This window comes from Gordonia sp. NPDC003504 (genome assembly GCF_053587995.1).
The window spans coordinates 369360-394603 of sequence record NZ_JBSFPC010000003.1 but is presented as its reverse complement, the minus strand read 5'-3'; the positions used below and the strand labels follow the sequence as shown (position 1 = coordinate 394603).

At 67.7% G+C, this 25244-nt stretch carries 20 protein-coding genes; 11 read left to right on the top strand and 9 right to left on the bottom strand.

Translation table 11 applies throughout. The features are described 5' to 3' along the window. Window positions 1-28 precede the first annotated feature (28 nt). From trmB to ACWDPV_RS09315, 3 genes are all read left to right on the top strand, one after another. Entirely contained in the window at window positions 29-871 is an 843-nt protein-coding gene (trmB, locus tag ACWDPV_RS09325; protein ID WP_449742740.1) for a tRNA (guanosine(46)-N7)-methyltransferase TrmB, read from the top strand. Next, window positions 868-1662, top strand: coding sequence for an NYN domain-containing protein (locus ACWDPV_RS09320; RefSeq protein WP_449742696.1), 795 nt, complete (start codon window positions 868-870; stop codon window positions 1660-1662). Before trmB ends, ACWDPV_RS09320 begins: the two co-directional genes overlap by 4 nt. A gap of 124 nt (window positions 1663-1786) precedes the next feature. Beyond that, window positions 1787-5317 carry an MMPL family transporter gene (locus tag ACWDPV_RS09315; RefSeq protein WP_449742695.1) on the top strand — a complete coding sequence of 1177 codons (3531 nt, stop codon included), beginning with the start codon at window positions 1787-1789 and terminating at the stop codon, window positions 5315-5317. Here the strand turns inward: ACWDPV_RS09315 and ACWDPV_RS09310 are convergent. Next, window positions 5308-6645: an AI-2E family transporter gene (locus tag ACWDPV_RS09310; RefSeq protein WP_449742694.1), complete on the bottom strand. Its 1338-nt coding sequence runs from the start codon at window positions 6643-6645 to the stop codon at window positions 5308-5310. The two genes, ACWDPV_RS09315 and ACWDPV_RS09310, sit on opposite strands and share 10 nt — an antisense overlap. 85 nt (window positions 6646-6730) lie before the next feature. Between ACWDPV_RS09310 and ACWDPV_RS09305 the strand changes: the two genes are divergently transcribed. Together ACWDPV_RS09305 and ACWDPV_RS09300 are read left to right on the top strand one after the other, a co-directional pair. Beyond that, window positions 6731-7963 carry a lysylphosphatidylglycerol synthase transmembrane domain-containing protein gene (locus ACWDPV_RS09305; protein ID WP_449742693.1) on the top strand — a complete coding sequence of 411 codons (1233 nt, stop codon included), beginning with the start codon at window positions 6731-6733 and terminating at the stop codon, window positions 7961-7963. A 43-nt stretch (window positions 7964-8006) separates the two neighbouring features. Then, window positions 8007-8462 carry a DUF3054 domain-containing protein gene (locus tag ACWDPV_RS09300; RefSeq protein ID WP_449742739.1) on the top strand — a complete coding sequence of 152 codons (456 nt, stop codon included), beginning with the start codon at window positions 8007-8009 and terminating at the stop codon, window positions 8460-8462. A 45-nt stretch (window positions 8463-8507) separates the two neighbouring features. On the opposite strand, the gene ACWDPV_RS09295 is transcribed toward ACWDPV_RS09300, so the two are convergent. Next, window positions 8508-10145 (bottom strand): NTF2-like N-terminal transpeptidase domain-containing protein, encoded by a 1638-nt coding sequence (locus ACWDPV_RS09295; protein ID WP_449742738.1) that lies wholly within the window; start codon window positions 10143-10145, stop codon window positions 8508-8510. A gap of 582 nt (window positions 10146-10727) precedes the next feature. Between ACWDPV_RS09295 and ACWDPV_RS09290 the strand changes: the two genes are divergently transcribed. Beyond that, on the top strand, window positions 10728-11021 hold the full coding sequence (locus ACWDPV_RS09290; protein ID WP_449742692.1) for a hypothetical protein: 294 nt from the start codon (window positions 10728-10730) through the stop codon (window positions 11019-11021). Between the two features lie 165 nt (window positions 11022-11186). Beyond that, entirely contained in the window at window positions 11187-11942 is a 756-nt protein-coding gene (locus ACWDPV_RS09285) for a pirin family protein (protein WP_449742691.1), read from the top strand. A gap of 32 nt (window positions 11943-11974) precedes the next feature. On the opposite strand, the gene ACWDPV_RS09280 is transcribed toward ACWDPV_RS09285, so the two are convergent. Then, window positions 11975-12445, bottom strand: a complete 471-nt coding sequence (locus ACWDPV_RS09280) for a hypothetical protein (RefSeq protein ID WP_449742690.1) — start codon at window positions 12443-12445, stop codon at window positions 11975-11977. A 115-nt stretch (window positions 12446-12560) separates the two neighbouring features. Here ACWDPV_RS09280 and ACWDPV_RS09275 point away from each other — a divergent pair, with 115 nt between their 5' ends. Both ACWDPV_RS09275 and ACWDPV_RS09270 read left to right on the top strand, forming a co-directional pair. Further along, window positions 12561-14570, top strand: coding sequence for a M13 family metallopeptidase (locus tag ACWDPV_RS09275; protein ID WP_449742689.1), 2010 nt, complete (start codon window positions 12561-12563; stop codon window positions 14568-14570). A gap of 13 nt (window positions 14571-14583) precedes the next feature. Further along, window positions 14584-15093, top strand: coding sequence for a potassium channel family protein (locus tag ACWDPV_RS09270; protein ID WP_449742688.1), 510 nt, complete (start codon window positions 14584-14586; stop codon window positions 15091-15093). 78 nt (window positions 15094-15171) lie between these two features. Here the strand turns inward: ACWDPV_RS09270 and ACWDPV_RS09265 are convergent, their stop codons facing one another. After that, entirely contained in the window at window positions 15172-16299 is a 1128-nt protein-coding gene (locus ACWDPV_RS09265; protein WP_449742687.1) for an NDMA-dependent alcohol dehydrogenase, read from the bottom strand. A gap of 592 nt (window positions 16300-16891) precedes the next feature. On the opposite strand from ACWDPV_RS09265, the gene ACWDPV_RS09260 reads away from it, so the two are divergent. After that, a complete protein-coding gene (locus ACWDPV_RS09260; protein WP_449742686.1) occupies window positions 16892-19045 on the top strand; it encodes an MMPL family transporter in 2154 nt (717 codons plus the stop codon). Between the two features lie 87 nt (window positions 19046-19132). After that, window positions 19133-20089 carry a R2-like ligand-binding oxidase gene (locus ACWDPV_RS09255; protein ID WP_449742685.1) on the top strand — a complete coding sequence of 319 codons (957 nt, stop codon included), beginning with the start codon at window positions 19133-19135 and terminating at the stop codon, window positions 20087-20089. Between the two features lie 8 nt (window positions 20090-20097). Here ACWDPV_RS09255 and ACWDPV_RS09250 read toward each other — a convergent pair whose 3' ends face one another. From ACWDPV_RS09250 to ACWDPV_RS09230, 5 genes are read right to left on the bottom strand one after another with little or no spacing between them, the layout of a single operon-like run. Next, window positions 20098-20742, bottom strand: coding sequence for an ABC transporter ATP-binding protein (locus tag ACWDPV_RS09250; protein ID WP_449742684.1), 645 nt, complete (start codon window positions 20740-20742; stop codon window positions 20098-20100). A 16-nt stretch (window positions 20743-20758) separates the two neighbouring features. After that, complete coding sequence (locus ACWDPV_RS09245; RefSeq protein ID WP_449742683.1) at window positions 20759-21550, bottom strand: ATP-binding cassette domain-containing protein; 792 nt, start codon at window positions 21548-21550, stop codon at window positions 20759-20761. Further along, window positions 21550-22395: an ABC transporter permease gene (locus ACWDPV_RS09240; RefSeq protein ID WP_449742737.1), complete on the bottom strand. Its 846-nt coding sequence runs from the start codon at window positions 22393-22395 to the stop codon at window positions 21550-21552. The genes ACWDPV_RS09245 and ACWDPV_RS09240 overlap by 1 nt, the downstream gene beginning before the upstream one ends. A gap of 32 nt (window positions 22396-22427) precedes the next feature. Next, window positions 22428-23480, bottom strand: a complete 1053-nt coding sequence (locus ACWDPV_RS09235; protein ID WP_449742682.1) for an ABC transporter permease — start codon at window positions 23478-23480, stop codon at window positions 22428-22430. Next, on the bottom strand, window positions 23477-25093 hold the full coding sequence (locus ACWDPV_RS09230) for an ABC transporter substrate-binding protein (protein ID WP_449742681.1): 1617 nt from the start codon (window positions 25091-25093) through the stop codon (window positions 23477-23479). Before ACWDPV_RS09230 ends, ACWDPV_RS09235 begins: the two co-directional genes overlap by 4 nt. Window positions 25094-25244: the final 151 nt, after the last annotated feature.

Here is a 25244-nt window from a genome sequence, read left to right as displayed (position 1 = left end):
GGGTGTCGAGGATGATCTGGTCGGGGCGATAAGCGACGATGGACCGGTGAACAACACCGTCGATCCACCGCCGGGCGAGGCACTCGACCCTTCCCGCGAGCAGGTTGATCGCTCCCGGCTGTACCCGCGCGTGACCAGTTTCCGGTTCCGCCGGGGCACGCTCACCGCCAATCAGCAGCGCAACTGGGACGCCCTGTGGCCGACCCTGGGGCGCGATCTGTCCACCGACACCGAACGCCGGCCGGAACCCCCGCTGGACTTCGGCCCGCTGTTCGGGCGCACCGCGCCGCGGGTGCTGGAGGTCGGCAGCGGCACCGGGATATCGACCGCGGCGATGGCCGCCGAGGAGCCCGACGTCGACGTGCTGGCCGTCGAGGTCTACAAACCGGGACTGGCGCAACTGCTCGGTCTGATCGACCGCAACGGGCTCACCAATGTCCGGATGATCCGCGGCGACGCCGTCGTCGTGCTGCGTGAGCTGGTCGAACCGGCGAGCCTCACCGGCATCCGGGTGTTCTTCCCCGACCCGTGGCCCAAGTCCCGTCACCACAAGCGCCGGTTCATCCAGCGCGGCACCGTCGAACTGATGGCCGATCGCCTCGTCGACGGCGGTGTCCTGCACATCGCGACCGATCACGCCGATTACGCCCGATGGATCGCCGAGATCCTCGCCACCCAGAATCCAAACGCGCCGCATGTGGTGCCGGCGACCGATCCGGTGCCGATCTCGTTGCGGCGTCCGACGACGAAGTTCGAGGGCCGCGCCGAGGTCGAGGGCCGTTCGGTCAACGAGTTCGTCTACGTCAAGCCGGCTCCGCGCGGATCCGCCGCCGATCACTCCGCACGCACATCCCCCGAGGAGACGCGATGAACGACGCCACCACGGCTTCCCGCGCCCGATTCGCCGACACCATCTCCGGGCAGACCTCGGCCCCGCGGGTGTTGCTGGTCTGGGACGCACCGAACATGGACATGGGTCTCGGCGCGATCCTCGGCGGACGCCCCACCGCCGCACACCGACCACGCTTCGACGCGCTGGGCCGCTGGATGCTCGCGCAGACGGCGGAGATCTCCGATGCGGCCGCCGCGGCCGCCACCGGCGAGACCGACGGCGCATACCGCGACACGGATGTGGGCGAGCCAGACGTGGAACGCGACACATCCGCCGACGGTGACGGCGAGGCCGCACCACGAGGTGCCGCGGCGGTCCTCGTCGAACCCGAGGCGACCGTCTTCACCAACATCGTGCCTGGTAGCGCCGATGTGGTGCGTCCCTGGGTGGAGGCCCTGCGCAACGTCGGCTACGCCGTCTTCGCCAAACCGAAGATCGCCGAGGACAGCGACGTCGACGCAGACATGCTCGACCACATCGAGTTGCGCAGGCACACTGTGGGACTGGCCGGGCTGATCGTGGCGTCGGCGGACGGTCAGGCCTTCCGCGAACCGTTGCTCGATATCGTGGCCGAGGGCATCCCGGTGACGGTCATCGGCTTCCGGGAGCACGCCAGCTGGGCATTGACCACCGAGGGGTTGACGTTCGTCGACCTCGAGGACATCCCCGGGGTGTTCCGTGAACCGTTGCCGCGGATCGGTCTGGATTCACTGCCCGACGACGGCGCCTGGCTGGCACCGTTCCGGCCGCTCAGCGCGCTCCTGCGCTGAGCCGGGCCGGTCGACGAGCCGGAGGGGAAACCGGCACGACGGCGGTATCGCCGCCCGAGTACCTCAGCAGGTACTCAGGCGGCGCTGCGACAATCTTTCCCCGGACTTCACGAAAGGACTCGGCGTGTTCGGAGCCATCGGCACATTCGTCTATCGGATGCGCTTCGCCGTCATCGCCGTCATGGTCGCCCTGATGGCCGGTCTGGGCCTGTACGGCATGGACCTCGGCAAGTATCTGAGCCAGAGCGGCTGGTTCGATCCGACCTCACAGTCGTCGAAGGGGTCGGTCGTCGCCGACACCGCACTCGGCCGCGATCACCGATCCGATGTCATCGTGCTGATCACCCCGGCACAGGGCACCAGCGTCGACGATCCGCAGTTCGGGGCGAAGGTCGAGCGGTTCGTCACCGACCTCATCGACAAGCACCCGACGATCGTGCAGCGCGCCTTCAACGGCGACACCTCCACCCCGGAGGGTCAACAGCAGGCGCTGTTGAACAACCAGCAGGTCATCGACCCCTTCTATCAGCCGACCGACGCCGCCGGGCAGGCCGCGCAGGACATCGTCCGGTCGCGCACCTTCACCGAGGACCGCAAACACGCCTTCATCAGCATCGGGGTCGCCGGCAACGACGACACGACGGTGCTGGAGAACTACAAGACGCTCGAACCCGACCTGACCAACATCGCCGAGCGCTACGACCTGCCGGGCACCACCTTCCAGCTCGCCGGCCTGCAACCGGTGGCCGGGGCCATGGCCCGCGGCATGGACGCCGACATCCACCGCGCCGAGATCATCGCCCTGCCGCTCGTCGCGCTGATGTTGTTCTTCATCTTCGGTGGCGTCGTCGCGGCCTGTCTGCCCGTCCTGATCGGTGGCCTCACCATCGCCGGGTCCCTGGGCATCATGAAGATGATCGCGCAGGCCACCGAGCTCAACATCTTCGCCCAATCGGTGGTCACGCTGATCGGCTTGGGCATCGCCATCGACTACGGCCTGTTCATCGTCAGCCGTTTCCGTGAGGAACTCGCCGAAGGCTATTCGACGAAGGCCGCGGTGCGAAGAACCGTGATGACCTCCGGGCAGACGGTGGTCTTCTCCGCGACCATCATCGTCGCCGCCATCGCATGCCTGCTGATCATGCCGCAGGGATTCCTCAAGTCGGTGGCCTACGGGGCGATCGCCTCGGTGTCGCTGGCCGCGATCCTGTCGATCACCGTCCTCCCGGCGCTGCTCGGCATCCTCGGACCGCGCGTCGACGCGCTGTCGCTGCGCTGGATGCTGTCCTACACGCTCTTCCCTATCGTGCGGTCGTTCTCGCCGCCGGCCGCCGAACGTCTCGACCGCAAGGTCGGCGACCTGACCGGGCGCACCAAGTCCCGCGACGAGATCATCAACGGTTTCTGGGGCCGCCTGTCCGGCTGGGTGATGAAACACCCGGTGGCCACCGCGGTCCCGACGGTCCTGTTGCTGCTGGTGTTGACCATTCCGTTCGGTGGCATCAAATTCGGTGGCATCAGCGAGCAGTATCTGCCGCCGGACAATCCCAGCCGCATCGCGCAGGAGAACTTCGACAGGTACTTCCCGACCGAGCGGACCGAGGAGATCAAGCTCGTCATCATGTACGACGAGAACGACTCGTCGGCAGGTAACAAGATCGCCCAGATCGCCGACGAGGCCAACAAGATCCCCGGCTTCACCAAGCAGTTCAGTGCATCGGCGAATGACGGCGCGCTGGCCGGCAACTACGGCCCGGGTGGTCCCGCGATCATCCAGATGTCGGCCGGTCTGGTCGACCGGGACACCGCCGGTGAGGCCATCAAGGACCTGCGGGCCATCCAGAAACCGGACGGCATCCGCATGTGGGTGGCCGGCACCCCGACACTCACCCAGGACTCCATCGACGCACTGCTGCAGCGGCTACCGCTGATGGCGTTGCTGCTGGTGCTGGTGACCGGTCTGCTGATGTTCCTGGCGTTCGGCTCGGTGGTGCTGCCGATCAAGGCCGCCCTGATGTCGGCGCTGGGACTCGGTGCGACGCTGGGCATCCTGACGTGGATCTTCGTCGACGGCCACGGCGCCTCCCTGGCCAACTTCACGCCGGGACCGCTGTTCGCGGCCGTGCTGGTGTTGATCATCGCCATCGTCTTCGGCCTGTCCACCGACTACGAGATATTTCTGTTGTCCCGCATGGTCGAGGCCAGACAGAAGGGTGCGAGCACCACCGAGGCCATCCGCACCGGAACGGCCCTGACCGGCCGCATCATCACCGCCGCGGCCGCCATTCTCGTGGTGGTGACCGGCGCCTTCGGCCTGTCGGACATCGTGATGATGAAGTACATCGCCTACGGCATGATCGCGGCACTGATCCTCGACGCCACCATCATCCGCATGCTGCTGGTGCCGTCGGTGATGAAGCTGCTCGGTGACGACTGCTGGTGGGCGCCGCGCTGGATGCGGATCGTGCAGCGCAAGATCGGTCTCGGCGAGACCGTCCTGGACGATGAACCCGACGAGAAACGTGACGGTGTGGGCGCTCCCCGCGCCATCAGCGCGGGCACCCTGATCTCGGAGGTGCCGACCTCGGTGATGGCCGCGGCGCCCGGCGGCGCGGCGGGTCGACGTCGTCGACGTGGCGCACGATCGGTGCCCGCCGAGCCGACGCCGGACGCCGGATCGCGTCGGGACGCCGCCGCACCGGAACCGCGACCGGGGGCCGGTGAACCGGCCGCGCCGCGACCCCGACCGATGCCTGTTCGGGTCGGTCCGTCCGCACCGCCGTCGGGAGAGCAGCCGATCAACCGTCGGGCCACGACGACCGGTCCGCGCCCCGTGCCCACCGCGCGCCCGGAATCCGACCAGCGCCCCATGCCACCGCGGCCGTACTCGCTGCGCAAGACCGACGGCCCCGATACCGGGAGCTGGAAGCTCGGTGCCGGCGGCATCCGTCTCGGCGGCGAACCCACGGGAAGCGAACCTGCAAGCGGCGGCGGACCTGCGGGCGGCCGACGCGTGGGTACCGAAAATCCAACTGCGGCAGCGACTCCCCCGCAGGACCGCACTCCGTTGCCGCCGCAGCGACCCACGGCGCGCCCGGCCGACGGCCCACCCGCCCCGCAACCGGGCGGCGTCGTTTCCCCGCCCGCCCAGCAGCCGGGCGGCACCGGCCGACGGCCCACCCCGCCGACACAGACGACCCCGCCGTCCCAGCCCGCGCCGCAGCGACCCACGGGAGCTGCACCGTCACCGCTGTCGCGCCGACCTGATCTCGACGGCACCGGCAAGCGGCCGCTAGCGGCATCGTTGAGTCCCGAGGACCGCGCCCGGGCCACCGGGCAGCCGCGTCCGCCGCGGCGCGCGGCGCAGGACGGGCCGTCACCGATGGATCGTGGCCTGACCCAGGATGATTCGCGGACACCTCCGCCGCGGACCCCGGTCGGTACATCACGCCCGCCGGCACCACGCCCGCCGGCATCCGAGACCGCCGCATCTCCGGCGACACCATCGACCAGCACCGGCGAGACCGCGACCACCGGTCCGGACTCCCCCGCGGATCGGCACGCCGCCCCCACCGGCGCCGACGATCGGAACTCGGATGAACGGATCAGCGTGCACGACCTGATCCGACGAAGCCGAGGCGGCGATCAGTCCTGACGTGACGGGGAGTCACCGGCATCCGGGTCGTCGGTGACTCCCTGCTCGTCGGCCGCATCTCCTTGCGCCGATTCTTCTTTCGGCGATTCTTCTTTCGGCGATTCCGCGTCCGCCGGGGCATCTTCGGAGCCATCGAGCCGTTCGGCGACGTGCTCGGCGTCGGCGATCGCGGTCTCGAGCTGCAGGCGATCCCAGACCGGTGGATCGGGTGACGCCTCGAAACCGTCCGTGCCGCCGAGGATCGCCGACGCGGGGTGTCCGACGAGGTATCGGATCGCGGTGTTGCAGAACGCGATCAGCGGCACCGCCAACAGACCACCGACGATGCCGGCCGCGACGATCCCGGCGGCGATCGCCAGGACCACCGCCACCGGATGCAGTCGCACCGAGCGTCCCATCAGGAACGGTTGCAGCACATGGCCTTCCAACTGCATCACGCCGATGAGGATGGCCAGCACGATCACCGCGGTGACCCAGCCCTGGGTGACCAGCGCGATCATCACCGCCACCGTTCCGCTGATCAGGGCACCGACGATGGGGATGAAGGAGAACAGGAAGATGAGCGTCGCCAGCGGAAGTGCCAGGGGCACACGCAGAATCGCCAATCCGACACCGATGCAGACCGCGTCGACCAGCGCCACGACCACCGTCGCCCGGACGTAGGCGACCAGCGTGCCGAATCCGGCGATCCCGGCTGCGGCAACACGATCGCGGGAACCCCGGGGAATCAGCCGGGTGGTGAACGCCCAGATCTGCCCTCCGCCGTAGAGGAAGAAGATGATCAGGAACAGCATCAGCAGCAGGCCGGTCACGAGTTCGGTGGCGGTCGTGGCCGTGGCCAGTGCCCCGCTGGCCAGCTTCTCCTGATTGTGCTGCATCAGGGTGACGATGTTGTCGCCGAGGTGACTGACCTGCGACCGGTCGATCTTCAGCGGCCCCTCCACCAGCCAGTCCTGGGTCTGTTTGACCGTGGAGACCACTTCGTTGGTCAACTCGGGGAATCCGCTGACGAAGGCGCGCCCCACAAAGGTCAGCACGCCGGCGACCACACCTAGCGCGACCAGCATGACCGCCACGACGGCCAGCGACCGCGGCCACCGACGACGATCCAGGTAATCGACGGCCGGAACGAGGAACGCCGTGAACAGAACCGCGAGACTCAGCGGGACGGTCACCTCGTCGAACTTCTGGAAGATCCGTCCGAGGACGTACACCGCGGCCAGGATCAGCAGCAGTCGCCAACTCCACTCGGCGGCCGCCCGCACCGTGGGATGGACCGCCGAACGGTCCAGTTCCGCGAGGGATCGGGCCGCACGATTGCGGCTCACACCCGCACTCCCACCATCACTCGATTCGACCCCCGGGCCGCTGTCATTCACGGATGCCAGCGTAGCGGTGGTTAGGGTGAGGTCTATGTCATCGGACCGTCCGGCTGCCCGAGCCCAGCCGCGTCACCGTCTGTGGTGGTGGCTGCGGTGGCTGTTGCTGGCGGTCGTGCTGGTCATCCTGGCGGTCGAGATCGTTCTGATCTGGCCGAAACTCGAGGAGGCCTGGCGTCAGGCCGGCGATCTGGACTGGGTGTGGCTGGTGGCCTGTGCCGTGGCCGCCCTGTTGTCGATGGACAGCTTCGCGCAGGTGCAACGGGCCCTGCTGCGCTCGGCCGGCGTGGGGGTGAAGCAGTTGAAGTCGCTGTCGGTGGTGTTGGCCGCCAACTCGTTGTCGCAGACGATGCCGGGCGGTCAGGTCCTCGCCCCGGCCTTCACCTACCGCGAGACCCGCAAATGGGGTGCCACACCGGTGGTCGCGTCCTGGCAGGTGGTGATGTCGGGCCTGCTCGCCGGTGTCGGGCTCGCCGTCCTCGGCTTCGGTGGCGCCGTACTCGCCGGCGCCCGCACCAGCCCGTTCTCGGTGATCTTCTCGGTGGTCGGGTTCATCGCAGTGGCGGTGGTCCTGCAATACCTGGCAACCCATCCGGAATCGCTGCGGTCGACCGGGGAACGGGCCCTGAGCTGGTTCAACCATCTGCGCAACCGGCCGGTCGACCAGGGCGTCGATCGGTTGAACGAGATCCTCGAACAGTTGCGGGCGGTGCAGCTGACCCAGCGCGACACCGCGATCGCGTTCACCTGGAGCCTCTTCAACTGGATCACCGACATCGGATGCCTGCTGTTCGCCTGCTGGGCGGTCGGGGTGCATCCCACGATCTCGGGCGTAATGGTGGCCTACGCGGCCGGCAAGGCCGTGGGCACCGCGGTTCCCCTGCTGCCCGGCGGAATCGGGGTGGTGGACGCCGTGCTGGTTCCCGCCCTGACCACCGCGGGAATTCCCGCAGCGGATGCGCTGACCGCGGTGCTGGTGTACCGGATCGTGAGTTACGTCTTGGTCGCGGCGATCGGGTGGGTGGTGATCCTCGCCAAGTTCCGGTCCGGCATCCGCGAGCAGGACACCATCGAGGCCGAGTACGACCGGGACCGCGAACTCGTGCAACAGGAGTTCGCACACCCTTCGACCCACGAGGAATCCCCGACGCCGCCGGGAGAACGCAGCGATGCCCCACTCGCCGAGGTGGACTCCGACGAACCGGGCGGATCGACGCCCACGACACCGCCGCCCGACGGGACCGATGAGGGCACCAATTCGGGTTGACGCCCGAAAAGCGCTACCGTGATGGACCATGCCGAGTTCTGACATGGCTACCCGGGGGAATGCCAAGGCGCCGTCATCGCTGCGATGGCCGGTCACCGGTGCCGCCGACGCCGTTGCCGTCACCGTCTTCGTGCTGATCGGACGGGCGTCACACCACCACGGATACGAGTTCCTGGGGCTCATGCAGGCGCTGTGGCCGTTCCTGGCCGGCGCCGCCGTCGGGTGGTCGATCGTCTACGTGTACTCCCATGTCCGGTCCAGCGATTGGTTCGGGCACGACTTCCGACCCGAACGCGTCCTCCCCGCCGGTGTGGCGATCTGGTTCTGCACGGTGACGGTGGGCATGATCCTGCGCTACCTGTTCCACGAGGGTGTCGCATTCAGCTTCGTCATCGTCGCGACGGTGACCCTGGGACTGTTCCTGCTCGGCTGGCGGGGCGTCGCCGCCTACGCACTTCGGCGCAGCGATTCACACTGCCCCACCACCGACGCCGCCTGACATCGGCCGGTCACCGACACCGGGCGGCCACCTGGTGCGGAGCGGTCATTTGATGCGGAAGTACTTCTGCGCCACCTGAAGTGCCGCGGTCCCCGATTTCGGGCCCTCGGTGTAGATCACGATGACCTTCCCGCCCTGTACGCCGACGAACCATCCGGGTCCCTCGGGACCGTTGGTTCCGACCAGAGCGCGCAGGCCGGGCGCCCCGGTGAGATCGCTGGCGTCGCCGGTCTTGGCCGTGGTGGTCATGGCCTGCCAGATCGGCTTCGTCAGGTCGGCACCGAGGTCACCGAGCGCGCCACCGACGACCTTCGTCGGAACACCCTTGATGACGAACGGTGCGACCGAACTCCGCGTTCCGGTGGAACTACGCGCCATCGCCACGCCGAGCGCCGCCATGTTGGTCATCGACATCTTGGACGTCTCGGACTGCAGGTCGATGGTCGCGACACCCGGCCCGGAGGTCGGCGTACTTGCTCCCGGCACGGTGAACTGCACACCGAGGCCGAGCCGGTCGAGGACCGCCTGCGGGGTCTCCTGCGCGTCGCGGGCCGAACGGTCGACGGCCGTGAGCACCGGATCGAGTGTCGTACCGACCGGGTATGCGGTGTCGAGGGTGATCGCCCGGTCTGCTGCGTAGGAGTTTTGCGCCACGCCGAGGATGCCACCGGTGGTCGCATCGAGCGCCATGATGGTGGCAGGCTGTCCCACCTCGACCGCGGCGTCGCCCAGTGACAGCTGCACCCCCTGATCGACGGTGGTCTCGACGTCCGCGCCGGGCGGCCCCTGCTCGCCGTCGAGGCGTCGCGGCGCCATCCCCGGCCCGACCATCTGGACCTGCCATCCGGCGGTGGCGTCCCGGATCGCCTGCCAGTAGTTGGTGAGGCCGGCCTCCAGCGGAGAGTTGAGACGACGGTCGGCCATCACGAGCATGCCCGCCTTGCGGACGGTCACGCCGGGCACCGACGACGGGTTCCGGGTCATCACACCCATATCCGAGTCACGCAGGGTGACGGCGGTGATGGCCTTGCCCGGCGTCTCGGCCAGCTTCTGGTTGATCACATCCGCGGTGACCAGCGGCGCGATCGGTTGGAGGGTGACCGCCAACTGCCGCGCGGAGGCCGCGACATTTCGTGTCTGGGTGGGATCGAGAATGATCTCGTTGACCGGCTGCAGGTAGAGCAATGTCTTGCCCGAGCGGCTGTTGACCGTGGGAGCCGGAGTCGCCTCGGTACGGACCTCCCGAATCGACCCGCCGATGGGCAGGCCGGGGGCGATCACCGCCGGCTCCCAGGTGATCTTCCAGCCGGTCGACAGGTTCCGGGCGCCGGCGTTGCTGGTCGAGGTGAAGGTGTGGTCCTTGTCGAAGGTCCAGGTGGTGCGCAGGGAGAACGACGCGGTGCCGTCGCTGTACTCGACGGGCTTCTCGACGACCACGTCGACCTGCCGGGCGTTCATCCCCTGGAAGGTCTGGGTCAACGCCTCACTCGCCTGTCCCGGTGCGGTGGTGTAGGACGCCGCGGTCGCGGCGTCCTGCTTGCTCCACGCTGCCGCGAACGCATTCATCGCGGCCGTCGAACCGGTATCGGGATGGTTGGACACCAACTGTTTGATCCCGAACGCGGCGGCACACGCCACCACCACGCACGCGGCGAGTGCCGCCCATTTCACCCGAGAACCCATAGTCACAATTTTCACTCTAGTCACACGCGATTTCGATCCCGAACGCTTGCGGTCGGGATTCAGACCGGTCACGATCTCATCTCGCGCCGACGAATCGTCGGCTGTGACGTCGGTGTCGGGGTCGGTGACACCCGAATCGGCGGCGGGCTCCGGGTTGTCGGCGTCTGCCGGTTGCGACGCGGCCGCGTGCGTGGGCTTGCCCGAGGCGCCGGACTTGGACTTGCCCGAGGCGCCGGACTTGGACTTGCCCGGGGTGGCGGACTTGGCCGCTGCGGCGGCCCCGGCTTTGCCGGACGCGCCAAGTGTGGGCTTGCCCGACGCGGCGACCTCGGTCGTGCCCGATGCGGTGGTCTCGGCGTCGTCGGCGGCGGCAGGTCCTGGCCCGGTGACCGCGGGTTCGTCCGAACCCACCGGGCGTCGACCCGGCCGCACTGCGGGTCGGACGGTCGGTCGCTGGACGTCACCGGCGCGGACACGCGTTCTCACCACGCGTGGTCCCTGCGGGGTGGCCGGGATCGCGTCGGCCTCGCCGGTGCGCGAAGGGACCCACGGTGGGATCGACCCCGTGCGGGGTTGCGGCGCTTGCCCACCCCGGTTCGCCTGGCCTCGGTTCCGCTGCTCTCGACTCAGCGGAGCTCGATCGACCTCGGCGGGTCCTGGTTGTGGACGCGGCGCTTCTCGGTGTGGCGCTTCTCGGTGTGGCGCTTCTCGTCGTGGGGGTTGTCGGCGCGGCGGCGGGAACGTCGCGTCGGGCGGCTGCGGGCGTCCTCGGACCGGGGATCCTGGAAGGTCGCCGCGGGGACCCATCTGCGTTCTCGGCGTCTCGCGTCGGGCGGGGTCGGCGCGCCGTCCGAGACCGCGGGGGCGCGGCGGTAGGGTCGGCGGGGTGTTGCCGGCGGCACGTGGCGTCGGCGACGAAGATGGCGCCGGTGGCGGCCGTTCGGCCTCGTCGTCACGTGCACGATGCCGCCCTGAACTGGGATTTTGCACAGCAGAAGACCGGCCCGAAACCTCACCGTCCGCCGATGGCCATAATGGGTCATGGGCTTTTCGGTTACCCGGGCCGGAGACAGGAGCCTGACGACGACGGCCTGGCTCACCTCCTACCATTGCTTCTCCTTCGGCGATCACTACGATCCAGCCAACACCCATCATGGTGCATTAATTGCATCGAATGAGGAATTTCTTCCACCGAACTGTGGATTCGAATCACATCATCACCAGGAATCCGAGATCGTCACATGGGTGAGTTCGGGGACTCTCGTCCACCGCGATTCGTCCGGACACGCCGGAGTCGTCTACCCGGGACTGGCACAACGCATGAGCGCCGGCAGCGGTATCGACCATTCCGAGCGCAACGATCCGTGGCGCGACCTGCCCGGTTCCGGTACCGAGACCGTCCACTACGTGCAGATGTGGGTACTCCCCGATCGTCACGGAACCGAACCCTCCTACGCGCAGTGCGACATCTCGACGGAGCTGGCCGCCGGTTCACTCGTCACGGTCGCCTCCGGCGACCCGGATCGTCATGCCGCGATATCCATCGCCAATTCCGGGGCCACGCTGTATGCCGCGCGACCCTCTGGCAAGCAGACGCTGACGATGCCGTCGGCGCGCTTCACTCATCTCTTCGTCGTCCATGGCGCGGTGGTCGTTACCGATGACGAGGGCAACCGCCTCGAACTGGCCGCCGGCGACGCGGCTCGTGGCGTCGACACCGGCGGCGAAAGCCTCACCGCCCGGGAACCGTCGGAGATCCTGATCTGGGCGATGGAGCGCGCGCTGGGCGAGTTCTGACGCGGGATTGCCACAGGCCAACGCAGCGGAGGTCAGTAGCGGAGGATGCCTGCCCGAAGTCGATTGTTGTGTTCACTCGCCGCATTGCACGACCACACGATGCACCCGATCCAGATGAGGAACGAGGGGACCCCGAGAAGGAAGAAAGACAGGAACAGCCCGACCACGCTGACCCCAAGCATCACCAGCGCACCGGTCACCGTGGAGTAGAACATCCCCAGCGGGCCGAAGAAGAAGGCGAGCACGAATGCCAGCCCGACACTCTTCTCGCTGCCGACCACGACGACCGGCTGGTATGCCACACCGGGTTGCGCGACGGGATAGGGCCACGACGCCTGGGGTACGGGGAGCGGTGGTTGCTGCTGATAGGGAGCATGCAACGGCGCCGACGAGGGCTGTGACCACTGCTGCTGCGGCGGCGGCCACTGCTGCTGCGACCACTGCTGCTGCGGCAGCCACTGCTGCGGCGCAGGCGGACGACGATCGGGCGTCTCGGGGTACATGGCCGGGAATGTACCCGTCCGCGCCACCGGTGTCCCCGGCATTCGCCGACAACTCCTCCGACAACGTTCCGCGGGAGACACCGGCCGGCTGACGGATCGCTCCGGCGATGACAGGATGGACGACGTGACCGTGTCGAATACCGCAACGTCGAATACCGCAACACCCGCCTCCGGACTCGACCTCGACTGGGTCGATGATGCCGTCCGCATCCAGGATGACCTGTTCAGCCACGTCAACGGCAAATGGCTGGCCTCGCACGTCATTCCCGAGGACCGCTCGGTCGACGGCGCCTTCCACGTCCTGCGCGACCGCGCCGAGGAGAACGTCCGCGACCTCATCGCCGAGGCGGCCGCGGCGACGCCGCCGAGCGGCAGCGACGCCGCCAAGATCGGTGATCTGTACGGATCGTTCATGGACACCGACCACGTCGAGGCCCTCGGCATCGGGCCGATCACCGGCGAGTTGGAGAAGATCGCCGCCATCGCCGACACCACCGGGCTCGCGACCCGGATCGGACGGTTGCAGCGCCACGGAGTCGGTGGACTGTTCGGTTTCTACGTCGACACCGATGCCCGGGCGTCGGATCGCTACCTCGTGCACGTGATGCAGTCCGGCCTGGGACTGCCCGACGAGTCGTATTACCGCGACGACAAGCACGCCGAAACACGGCACGCATACCTCGCCCACATGGCACGGATGTTCACCCTGGCCGGCGTCGACGACCCCGAGGGCCGCGCGGCCACGGTCCTGCGGTTGGAGACGGCGATCGCCGGCCATCACTGGGATGTGGTCCGCCGCCGCGACGCGGAGTTGACCTACAACCTGATGACCCTCGACGAGTTCGGGGCGGCGGCGGCCGGCTTCGACCTGCATGCGTGGTTCGGCGGACTCGGCACCGTGGGTGAAACCACCTTCGCCGAGGTCGTCGTCGGGCAGCCGTCGTTCATCACCGACGTCTCGACCCTGGTCACCGAGTCTCCCCTGGAGGATTGGAAGACCTGGCTGACCTGGCGTCTGCTGCGCAGCGCGGCACCGTATCTGTCGTCGGCCTTCGTGGAGGAGAACTTCGACTTCTACGGCCGCACACTGACCGGGGCCGAGACCAATCGGGACCGCTGGAAGCGGGCGGTGGGTTTCGTCGAGGGCGCGATGGGGTTCGCCGTCGGAAAGCTCTACGTCGACAAGCACTTTCCGCCCGAGGCCAAGGCTCGGATGGACGAACTCATCGCCAATCTCGTCGAGGCCTACCGCCGCAACATCTCCGATCTGGAGTGGATGACCCCGGAGACCCGGCGCAAGGCACTGACCAAACTCGACAAGTTCACCCCGAAGATCGGGTACCCGGCCCGCTGGCGTGACTACAGCGCGCTGGCGGTCGATCGTGGTGATCTGATCGGCAATGTGGCCCGCGCGTCGTCGTTCGAGCAGGACCGCGAGTTCGCCAAGATCGGCGCGCCGGTCGACCGGGACGAGTGGTTCATGACCCCGCAGACCGTGAACGCCTACTACAACCCCGGCATGAACGAGATCGTCTTCCCGGCGGCGATCCTGCAGCCCCCGTTCTTCGACCCGGACGCCGACGACGCGGCCAACTACGGCGGCATCGGCGCGGTGATCGGTCACGAGATCGGACACGGCTTCGACGATCAGGGCGCCAAGTACGACGGCGACGGCAACCTCGTCAACTGGTGGAGCGACGACGATCGCAGTGAATTCTCGTCCCGGACACGCAAACTCATCGAGCAGTACAACGAGTTCACCCCCGACGGACTGGATGAGCAGTACAAGGTCAACGGCGAGTTCACCATCGGGGAGAACATCGGCGATCTCGGCGGCCTGTCGATCGCACTGGTCGCCTACCGACTCGCCACCGAGGGCACCGAGCCGCCGGTGATCGACGGCCTGACCGGCATCCAGCGGGTGTTCTTCAGCTGGGCGCAGATCTGGCGCACCAAAACCCGTGACGCCGAGGCGATCCGACGCCTGTCGATCGACCCGCATTCGCCGCCGGAGTTCCGGTGCAACGGCGTCATCCGCAACATCGACGCCTTCTACGAGGCGTTCGGCGTCTCCGCCGGGGACGACCTCTATCTGCCGGACGACGAGCGTGTCCGAATCTGGTGAGCACACCCGGCGGATGGTGGGAGGCGTAGAGGTCTCCACCCGGGAGATGGTCACCGCGCTGCTGCGCCCGATTGCGGCCGGAACCATTCTCCTGGTGGGCTACTTCCTGCTGCCGATCAACGCCGACAGCGACTTCAAGATGATCGGGTTCCTCTGCGGCTCACTGCTTCTCGTCGCATTCGTGGGTTACGAGATCCGGCACTTCATGCACTCGAAGTACCCGGTGCCCACCGCCCTGGAGATGCTCGTCGCGGTCGCGACCTTCTACATCGTCGCCTTCGCGACGCTGTACTTCATGTTCTCCGACTACGACCACGGGAGCATGAACGAGAGGCTGAGCCGCGTCGACGCCCTCTACTTCAGCCTGACCGTGTTCACCACAACGGGTTTCGGGGACATCGCACCCGACTCCCAAGGTGCCCGGGTCGCCGTGTCGGTCCAGATGATCAGCAGTTTCATCCTGCTGGGCCTCGGCATCCGCTTCCTCACCCTGCTCGTCGACCTCCGGCGCAAGCAGGTCTAGAACCGCGAGAACACATCGAGACCCTTTCCGGCGGAAAGGGTCTCGATGTGTTCAGCGATGGTCGCGAACGGCCGCGGCTCAGTAGTCGTCGTCGCCGTAAACGATCATGCCGCGAATGTTGCGGCCGGCCAGCATGTCGTCGTAGGCCTCGTTGATCTGATCGTGACGGTAGGTGGTGGTGATCAGATCCGACAGGTTGAGCCGCCCGGAACGATACTCGCGCAACAGGTTCGGAATCTGGATGCGCGGTCCGGTACCGCCGAAGATCGCACCCTGGACCCGCTTCTGCAGCAGGGTGAGTTCGAACAAGTTGAGCTTGACGTCCATGGACGAGAAGTTGCCCATGCCAGTGACGACGACCTGTCCCCCCTTGCCGGTGAGGCTCAGCGCGGGAGCAATGATGTCGCCGAAGATCTCACCGACGGTGATCACGGTGGTGTTGGCCATCTTGCCCCAGGTGATCTCGCCGATCACCGGTAACGCCTCGTCGATCGAGGCGAAGGTGTGTGTGGCACCGAGCTTTTCGGCCATCTGCAGCTTGAACGGCACCGGATCGATCGCGATGACGTGGCGCGCGCCGGCGGCCGCGGCACCCTGCACCGAGTTGATGCCGACGCCGCCGATGCCGATCACCACGACGGTGTCGCCGGTGTGGGTGTCACCGATCTCGACGGCCGATCCCCAGCCCGTCGCGACACCACAGCCGAGCAGCGCGGCCTCGCGCAGCGGGATGTCGTCCTCGATCTTCACCAGCGACGCCTCGTTGACGGTGATGTACGGGGCGAACGTACCCAGCAGGCACATGGTGGTCAGTGGCGTGCCGTCGGAGGTGTGCACCCGGTGGGTGTCGTCGGCGATGGACAGCCCGGTCAGCAGGCGGGCACCCTCGTCGCAGATGTTCTGCAGGCCCGACGAGCAGGGTTCACACACACCACACGCCGGGATGAAGGCGGTGACGACATGATCACCCTCCTTGAGGCGGGTGACGCCCGGTCCCACCTTGGTGACGACACCGGCACCCTCATGGCCACCGAGAACCGGCATCGGTGCGGGAGAGTCGCCGGTACGGAGATGATGGTCGGAGTGACACAGCCCGGATGCGGCCAGGCGGACCTGCACCTCGCCGGCCACCGGATCGCCGACCTCGATCTCCTCGATCTGCCACGGCTGTCCGGGCTCGCGCAGGATTGCACCTTTGGTCTTCATGGAGAGATACACCTTTCTCGGCACACCGCGTGCCCCCACGACCCATCGTGGAACATCCATGCGGCCGACCGCATGGAAATGCGCATCTTCCTTCTGGCACAACATCTTCGAGATCCTGGCAACACCCTCGCCCTGTCGCCATCCGCCGGCGCCGACGGCCGCGGCGTGCTGCTCACCGGCGACACCATCTTGCCCATTCCCGATCGCCGCTCGGTGGCATACATGCGCAGTTATCCCAATCATCTGCCCCCCAATCATCTGCCGCTGTCGGCCGCCGTCGTCGCCCGGATCGCCGACGATGACGGCACCCTGCACCTCGACCGCATCGTCGGCAACTTCGCGAACACGATCGACACCGACGGCGCGCGCGTCGTCGCCGACTCGGCCCGCCTGCACATAGCCTGGTCCGCGGAGACCACGACGATCAGACCTGAACCATCCGATCATCGGACGGCTACGAAGTGCCCGCGAGCCTCGGCACGCCGCTGGACGAAACCGGTTGGAGACAACCGGTTGGAGACAACCGTCTGGAGACCACACCGCCACCGACGACACGCCCCACCCGGCGAAGAATCAGGAAAGGAACCCACCAATGGCGACGCCCGCGCCGTCTCACCCGTCCCCCACTCGGCGCCGGCTCCGCTGGTTGATCCCCGCGCTGTTGTTGCTGGCCTGGGTGATCATCGGCGGGATCACCGGGCCGTTCGCCGGCAAACTGTCGTCGGTCTCCACCAACGACAACAGCGCGTTCCTTCCCGCCTCCGCGGAGTCCACCCAGGTCAACGACGTCCTCGGTCAGTTCCAGGATACCAGTGAGGTGCCGGCGATCGTCGTCGCCGAACGCCGGTCGGGTGTCACCGACGCCGACCGCGAGTACCTCGCCTCGGCCACCGGGGCGTTCGCCGGCAAGCCCGGATTCGGTGCGGCGATGTCCCCCGCCATTCCGTCGCAGGACGGCCAAGCCCTCGTCGTGTACATGCCGATCTCCACCGCGGGCGAACCCGGCGACACCGTCGAGACCCTGCGCGACGGCCTGGAGAATCCACCGGCGGGGCTGACGGTCAAGGTCACCGGGCCGGCCGGACAGATCGCCGACCTGAGCGAGGCCTTCGCCGGCATCGACGGTTTGCTGCTCGTCGTCGCCGGGTCGGTGGTGATCCTGATCCTGATCGTCGTTTACCGCAGTCCGATCCTGCCGTTCGTCGTCGTCATCTCCGCAGTGTTCGCCCTCGCTCTGGCCTCCGGTGCGGTCTACCTGTTGGCCGAGAACGACATCCTGGAACTCAACGGTCAGAGTCAGGGCATCCTGTTCATCCTGGTCTTCGGCGCCGCCACCGACTACGCACTACTGTTGGTGTCCCGTTTCCGGGAGGAACTGACCCACACCGAGGACAAATATCTCGCGATCCGGCGGGCCTGGCGGGCCACCATCGAACCGGTCGGTGCGTCTGCCGGAACGGTCATCCTGGGCGTGCTGTGCCTGCTGTTCAGTGACCTCAACTCCAACCGCAGCCTCGGACCGGTCGCGGCGCTGGGTATCGTCGCATCCTTCCTCGCGTCGATGACCTTCCTTCCCGCGGTCGTCGCCCTGCTCGGCCGGGCTGCGTTCTGGCCGTACCGGCCGGCGTTGTCGACCACAAGCGCCGAGGACGACGACGAGTCCGGGGCGACGCATCGCCTCTGGCACACGATCGCCGAGAAGGTCGCCGCCCGGCCCCGCGCGATCTGGATCGGCACCCTCGTGGTGCTCTTGATCGGCGCGTCGTTCGCACCGCTGTTCCGCTCCGACGGCATCGCCCAGACCGACTACTTCCTCGGCACCGTCGACTCGGTGACCGGTGCCCAGATCCAGGCCCGCCACTTCGACGCCGGTAGCGGCACCCCCACCTGGGTCATCACCGACGCCGATCGGGCCGACGAGGTACTCGCGGCGGTCACCTCCACCGACGGTGTGGCCTCGGCCGGTGTGCTCACCGCCGACGGTGCACCCGTCGTCCGGGACGGCCGGGTGGCCGTGCAGGCGACGCTGTCGGACAACGCCGAATCGCTCGCCGCGCAGGACACCGTGCAACGTATCCGGGACAAGGTGCATGCGATACCCGACGCGGATGCCGAGGTCGGCGGGACGACGGCGATCGACCTGGACACCCGCACCACCGCCATTCACGATCGCAACCTGATCATCCCGATCGTGTTGGTCGTCGTCTTCGCGGTCCTGGTGTTGCTGCTGCGCAGCCTGCTCGCCCCCGCACTGCTGCTGGCCACCACGGTGGTGTCGTTCGCCGCCACGCTCGGCGTCGCGGCACTGCTGTTCAACGGGCCCTTCGGTTTTGCCGGCGCCGACCCGGTGGTGCCGTTGTTCGCCTTCGTCTTCCTGGTGGCCCTGGGAATCGACTACAACATCTTCCTGATGACGCGTGTGCGCGAGGAATCGATCCGCCACGGCACCCGTGCCGGCGTAATCCGAGGGCTGACCTCCACCGGTGGCGTCATCACCTCGGCCGGCGTGGTCCTCGCGGCCACCTTCGCCGCGCTCGCGGTGATCCCACTGCTGTTCCTGGCCCAGGTCGCCTTCCTCGTCGCCTTCGGTGTCCTGCTGGACACCCTGGTCGTGCGGACGTTGCTGGTGCCGGCCCTCACCCTCGACATCGGCCGGCGCATCTGGTGGCCAAGTGCGTTGTCGCGCAAGAATACTGGCTCCGACGGCACCGACGAGATCACCGATCGACCCGCCGCAGATGTTTGATGTTTCCTGTGCGTTACGCCGATCGGGCCACAACCGACGGGTAACCGGATAGCGTCACCATCACCTGAGAAGGGACGGGTGGCCGACATGACTCTAGCCGAACACCGCCCGACGATCCGCGAGGATTTCTCCTCGCTGCGTCGCGGCGGATTGAACTGGAACGCACTTCCGTTGCGCCTCTTCGTCAAAGGCAACTCCCGATTCTGGGATCCGGCCGCCATCGACTTTCGCACGGACGCTCAGGACTGGGCCGAGCTGACCGACGAGCAACGACGGTCGGCGACCTTCCTGGTCTCCCAATTCGTCGCCGGCGAGGAGGCCGTCACCTCCGACATCCAGCCGTTCATGTCGGCGATGGCGGCCGAGGGGCGCTTCGGCGACGAGATGTATCTGACGCAGTTCTGCTTCGAGGAGGCCAAGCACACCCAGGTCTTCCGGATGTGGATGGACGCGGTCGGCCTGACCGCCGACCTCAACTCCTTCGTCTCCGAGAACCCCTACTACCGGCAACTGTTCTACGAGGAGTTGCCGCATTCCCTGCACCTGCTCGACTCCGATCCGTCACCGCTCAATCAGATCCGGGCCAGCGTCACCTACAACCACGTCGTCGAGGGGTCGCTGGCGCTGACCGGCTACTACGCGTGGCACACCGTGTGCACGATCCACGACATCCTGCCCGGAATGCGCCGGCTCATCGGGTTCATCAGCGACGACGAGCGACGTCATATGGCGTGGGGCACCTTCACGTGTCGTCGTCATGTGGCCGCCGACGATTCCCTGTGGGAGGCCGTCACCACCCGCATGGGCGAGTTGATGCCCCTGGCCCTGGGCCTGATCTCGTGGGTCAACGAACAGTTCGACGAACAGCCCTTCGGCCTCGACAACGACATGTTCCTCTCCTACGCCGCCGACCGCGCCACCCGACGACTCAACGCGATCGAGTCCGCCCGTGGCCGCGACGTCGCCGAGATCGATCTGGACTACTCCACCGCCGAACTCGAGGAGCGGTTCGGCGAGGAGGATGCGGCGTCGATGGGGGCGTGAGCGCCGGTTCAGGCAATCCCGACACCGACGCCGAGCTCGACGACATCGGCACAGCGTGCCTCGATCAGGGCGCGCTGATGACTCACCAGCACCATCGCCGCGCCCCGGTCGACGATCGACGCCAGGATCTCGATGACCACCCGTGCGGCCACCGGATCGAGCATGGCGGTCGGCTCATCGCAGAGAACGATGCTCGGCGACCCCACCACGAGCCGGCCCAGGCACGCCCGCTGGAGTTGCCCGTCGCTGACCTCGGCGGGAAACCGATCGAGCAGCTCCCGATCGAGGCCCACCTCGTCGGCGACCTCCGACACATCGATGTCCCGACCGGCGATGGTTGCCGGTTCGGCGACGATCCGCCGCAATGTCCAGCGCGGGTTGGCGACAAGGCGAGGATGCTGCGCGAGCATCCCGATCTCGCCGGGACGCCGATTCGGTTGTCCCCCATGGTCGATGGTCCCGGCGCACAGCGGTACCAGCCCGGCCAGAGCCCGAAGCAGGGTGGTCTTTCCCGCTCCGGACGGTCCGCTGACCCCGGTCATCCGGCCCGAGCGCGCCGTCAACGACACATCGTCGAGTACTCGTACACCCGCGAGTTCGACGCCGATACCGCTGGCACGCAACATGATCGGTGCAGTCACATCCTGGGCCACCGGGTCACCGCCTTCCTCATCGGACCGGCTCGAAGAAGGCACGAACGTAGGCGTCGTCGGCGGTCATGCAGTCGTCGGGTGACCCGTGGGCCACCAACGCACCTCGTCGCATCACCACGATGGACGAACACCTCTCGGCCCGGCGCAGGGCATCCATGTCGTGGGTGATCACCAGCACCGCGGCACCGTCGTCGGCGAGCTCACCCAGCAGATCCCAGATCCCCTGCGCCAGATCCGGATCGAGGGCGGAGGTGGGTTCGTCGGCGACGATCACCCTGGGGCTGCCGGTGATCGCTGCGGCGAGGGCCGCACGTTGCGCCATCCCGCCGGACAACTCGTGCGGATAGCATCCCAGCGCGTCGGCGGGCAATCGGACGCGGTCACACAGCTGCGCCGGGGTGCAGGTCGCGCGGTGGACCGAGATCACCTCGGCCAGTTGCGATTCGAGTGTTCTGACCGGGGTGAAGGAGGTGGCCGGGGATTGCGGAACCAGCCCGACGTGCCGACCGCGGAGATCCCGCCATCGCGGGTCACGCACCGACAGGACCTGATCGCCCACCCGGACCGTCCCGGTCACCGCCGAGCCCGGTGGGAGCAAACCCACCAGTGCGGAGGCAAGCATCGATTTGCCGCAACCGGACTCGCCGATCAGCGCGGTGATCTCGCCCTGCCGCAGCTCGAGGGTCACCTCGTCGAGAACCCGCACCACGTGGGGTTGCCACCGCCGGCGTCCGGCGATGTCCACGGTGAGACCGTCGACCGCAGCCGCGGATACACTACTGCGCGTATATGATTCGCGGGTATCCATCACCACACCTGCCCGGTCGGCGGTCTCGAGACGCGGCGCAGCGACGAGCCGGCCGCGGCACACGCGAGTGCCGTGACGATCAGCGCCAGGCCGGGAACCACCAGTGTCCACCACGCGCCGGTCAAAACGTCACCCCGCGCCTGCCCGAGCAGTGTCCCGAGACTGGCCTGGTCCGGCGACAGACCGACGCCCAGGAACGACAGGGTCGTCTCGTGCCAGACCGCGTGGGGCAACAGGATGGTCATGGCCACCAGCGCCTGACCGGTCACCGCGGGCAACAGGTGGCGTCGGGCGATGAACCAGCGGGAGGCGCCGGCCAGACGGGCGGTCTCGATCCAGCCGGCCCGCACATTGTCGAGGAGTTCGGCCCGGACCACACGTGCCACCGCGGGCCAGTGGGTGAGTCCGATCGAGGCGATGATCGCCACCGGGTCACCGCGCCACATCGCGGCGATCACCACCCCCACCACCAGATGCGGCAGCGCATTGACGCCATCGACGACCCGCATCACCAGGGCGTCGAACCACCCACCGATGGTCGCGGCGGCAAGCCCGACGACAAGTCCGATCACCGTGGAGACCACCGCGCAGATCGCCGCGATCACCAGTGAGATCCGCAGCCCCTGGGCGGTCCGTACGCCGAGGTCGTAGCCGGAGTGATCACTGCCGAACAGAAAGCCGTCGCCGGGTGCGCGGAGTGCCGAGGCGAAGTCGGCCGACTGGGGACCGGCGACGATCGGGACGAGAACTGCGCCGAGCGCTATCACCCCGAGAACAATCCACGGCCACGCGAACCCGAGGATGGCGGCGACTCGCGCCCATCGGGCCGCCGACGCAATGGGCATCGATACCGTACCGGTGGTGCTCAGGTCGGCGCTCATGCGGTCATTCCGATCCGCGGGTCGATCCACACCGCGGCCGCATCGGACAGCGCCGAACCGGCAAGCACCAGGGCGGCCGATCCCACCGACAACGCGGCCAGCAACGAGAAGTCCAGTGCCACCGCCGAATCCACCAGCGCCTGCGCCAGTCCGGGCCAACCGAAGACGGTTTCGACGATCGCCGCGCCGGCGATGAGTTCGGGAAGGCGCGTGCCGAGTAGCGCCAGCGTCGGCAGCACCGACATCGGCGCCACGTGTCCGCGCATCAGACGAGCGCCGCCGATGCCGCGCGCCCGGCCCGCCCGGACCGCGTCGGAGTCGACGGCCTCGATCACCGAGGCCCGCATCGACAGCAGCAGCCACGGAATCAACGACACGGTCAACGCGATGAACGGGAGCACCGCGTGCGTGGCGATGCCCTCGAGGGTGTAGGGGTCACCGGGCCGGCGTGCACCCGACGTCGGGAACCAGCCGAGTCCCACCGCGACCACGCTCACCAGCAGCAGCGACACCACGAACGGCGGAGTCGAGGCGAGAACCGCTGCCAGCGCGGCACATCCGCGATCGAGGATCCCGCCGCGACGCATACCGATGATGGCGCCCAACACAATTGAGATCAGGGCCGCGGCCACCAGCGCCGCGAGGGACATCAGCAGCGTGAACGGCATCCGGGCGGCGAGCACGTCGACGACCGGTTGGGACTGGGTCGACGACCAGCCCAGGTCACCGTGGAACATCTCGCGCCACCATCCCCACCATGCCGAGATCCAACTCTGGTCGAGCCCATAGGCGTCGGTCACGGCGTCTCGCTGCGATTGCGTCGCGGACTGGAATCGGTCACCCAGGTAGGCGGTGAGCGGGTCGAACGGTGACAGTGCCGCTATTCCGAAGATGCCCAACGACACCAGGATCAGGGTCGGGATCGCGATCAGCAGACGCCGCCCCAGCAGCGTCAGAGCCGCCCGGCCACGGGATCGCTCGCGACGTTTCACCTGAGCCGCCCCCGGTTCCGAGGCGGCCACGGCGGTCCGGTCGTCGACCGAGGTCATGACGTCGGCGCCCCGCCACCTGTCCTCCAGGACGGCAGATTCCACCACGGCCCCCACGACACCCCGTGCGAGTGCGGTTCCAGGATCGGGGCGTCATGTGTCCACTCGCCGCCACCGGGGTTACGGGAGGCGTAGGTGTGGTGCAGGAAGGTCAGGAACACCGACGACGGCTGCGCCGCGTAGACGCGCTGGATCTCGCGGTAGCGCTCCGTGTTCTCCGGCGACGGTGCACTCGCCCGGGTCTCGTCGAGCAGCTGATCGAGTCCGGGAGCGGTGAAGTTGCCCGGGTTCGAGTACGGCGACGAGTCGGCCACCCGGGTGTGCAGGGTGTCATACACCTGAGAATCGATGCTGTACGGCGTCGATCCACCACCGAGCAGTACGGCGTCCTGACCGAGTCGGGTGTCGATGTCATCCCAGCTCGTTCCGCGTGTGTTCACCTCGATACCAAGGCTTTTCATCTCGGTTGCGAAGGCCACCGCCAGGTCTCTGCGCAGCGTGTCGGCGGCGTTGTAGAGCAGCGCGAACGACGCCCGGTTGCCATCCTTGACGCGGATTCCGTCGGCGCCCGGCACCCATCCCGCCCGGTCGAGAATGGCCGCGGCCGCACCGGCGTCGAAGGTGAACGAGGCCGCGGCGTCGTAGGCGTCGCCGTAGACCGGGGCGATCGGGGTGCTCGCCGGTTCGCCGTTGCCCGCGAGAACGTCGGTGACCATGGCCTCGCGATCGACGCCGCGGTTCATCGCCAGGCGCGCCTGCGGATCGGAGGTGAAGGCATTGGCCGCCGGCAGCGACACCGCACGCCAGTCCGCCGATCGCACCGCCACCACCTCGACACCGTCACGATCACGCAGCGAATTGGCCAGCCGGGGAGGCAGATTGGCTCCGTCGACCTCATCGGCGGTGACCCGCTGCGCACGGGTGTTGTCGTCGGGCACATAGCTGTAGACGATGCGCCTCAGTTGCGGGGTGCCGCCCCAATAGTCGTCACGGGCCACCAGGACCGCCTGATCGGGGGAGAGTGTGTCCAGCTGGTAGGGACCGGTGCCCACCGGCTCGGTGTTGAGCGTCCATTCCGCGGCGGGAGCATCCTGCACCTTCTCCGAGGGCACGATGCCCAGGAGCAGATAGGGCGAGGGGTCGGCGGCCGTGTTCATCTGCACGGTCACCGCGAGCGGGCCGTCTGCGGTCATCTCGGCGATCGGCGCGGTGTCGGTGGAGATCTCGGAGGCCACCCGGGGATCACGCACCGCCCGGTAGGTGGCGACCACGTCGGCGGAATCGAAGGCGGTGCCATCGGAGAAGGTGACGCCCTCGCGCAGGGTGACCCGCCAGCGATTGGTGCCGTCGATGCGTTCCGGTTCCGAATCTGCCAGCGAGGGAACGAGGTCGGGAACGCGATCATCCGAATCGGCCTGCGGTCGGAGGAGGCCCTCATAGATCGGCGAGACACCGAGCTGCCCGTAACCCATCATCGGGCTGAAGTCGCCGAGCTCCTGGCCTTCGGCCAGCACCAGCTGGTCGTCCGCCTGCTCCGAACCGCCCGCACAACCGGCAATCACCACCGCGGCCGTCACGGCCGCTGCCACCACCGGCGTCACACGACGCAACATCTCTACCCCTGCCCCTGATTCGTGGACCATTTAGCTGATTACCTGAACATATGACCAGGTACTCAGCACAGTCTCCAATCCTCGCAATTCGGGCACCAGATGGGAAGGCCGACGGCTCAAGACTGCCCACCCGGACAGGGCCTGGCCAAGA

Coding starts and splice junctions, on each gene's coding strand:
- ACWDPV_RS09230 (WP_449742681.1), bottom strand. CDS start 25,093: ATGTTGCGTCGTGTGACGCCGGTGGTGGCAGCGGCCGTGACGGCCGCG.
- ACWDPV_RS09305 (WP_449742693.1), top strand. CDS start 6,731: ATGTCATCGGACCGTCCGGCTGCCCGAGCCCAGCCGCGTCACCGTCTG.
- ACWDPV_RS09275 (WP_449742689.1), top strand. CDS start 12,561: ATGGACGACGTGACCGTGTCGAATACCGCAACGTCGAATACCGCAACA.
- ACWDPV_RS09260 (WP_449742686.1), top strand. CDS start 16,892: ATGGCGACGCCCGCGCCGTCTCACCCGTCCCCCACTCGGCGCCGGCTC.
- ACWDPV_RS09240 (WP_449742737.1), bottom strand. CDS start 22,395: ATGCCCATTGCGTCGGCGGCCCGATGGGCGCGAGTCGCCGCCATCCTC.
- ACWDPV_RS09280 (WP_449742690.1), bottom strand. CDS start 12,445: ATGTACCCCGAGACGCCCGATCGTCGTCCGCCTGCGCCGCAGCAGTGG.
- ACWDPV_RS09285 (WP_449742691.1), top strand. CDS start 11,187: ATGGGCTTTTCGGTTACCCGGGCCGGAGACAGGAGCCTGACGACGACG.
- ACWDPV_RS09270 (WP_449742688.1), top strand. CDS start 14,584: ATGGTGGGAGGCGTAGAGGTCTCCACCCGGGAGATGGTCACCGCGCTG.
- ACWDPV_RS09245 (WP_449742683.1), bottom strand. CDS start 21,550: ATGGATACCCGCGAATCATATACGCGCAGTAGTGTATCCGCGGCTGCG.
- ACWDPV_RS09265 (WP_449742687.1), bottom strand. CDS start 16,299: ATGAAGACCAAAGGTGCAATCCTGCGCGAGCCCGGACAGCCGTGGCAG.
- ACWDPV_RS09300 (WP_449742739.1), top strand. CDS start 8,007: ATGGCTACCCGGGGGAATGCCAAGGCGCCGTCATCGCTGCGATGGCCG.
- ACWDPV_RS09235 (WP_449742682.1), bottom strand. CDS start 23,480: ATGACCTCGGTCGACGACCGGACCGCCGTGGCCGCCTCGGAACCGGGG.
- ACWDPV_RS09295 (WP_449742738.1), bottom strand. CDS start 10,145: ATGGGTTCTCGGGTGAAATGGGCGGCACTCGCCGCGTGCGTGGTGGTG.
- ACWDPV_RS09255 (WP_449742685.1), top strand. CDS start 19,133: ATGACTCTAGCCGAACACCGCCCGACGATCCGCGAGGATTTCTCCTCG.
- ACWDPV_RS09320 (WP_449742696.1), top strand. CDS start 868: ATGAACGACGCCACCACGGCTTCCCGCGCCCGATTCGCCGACACCATC.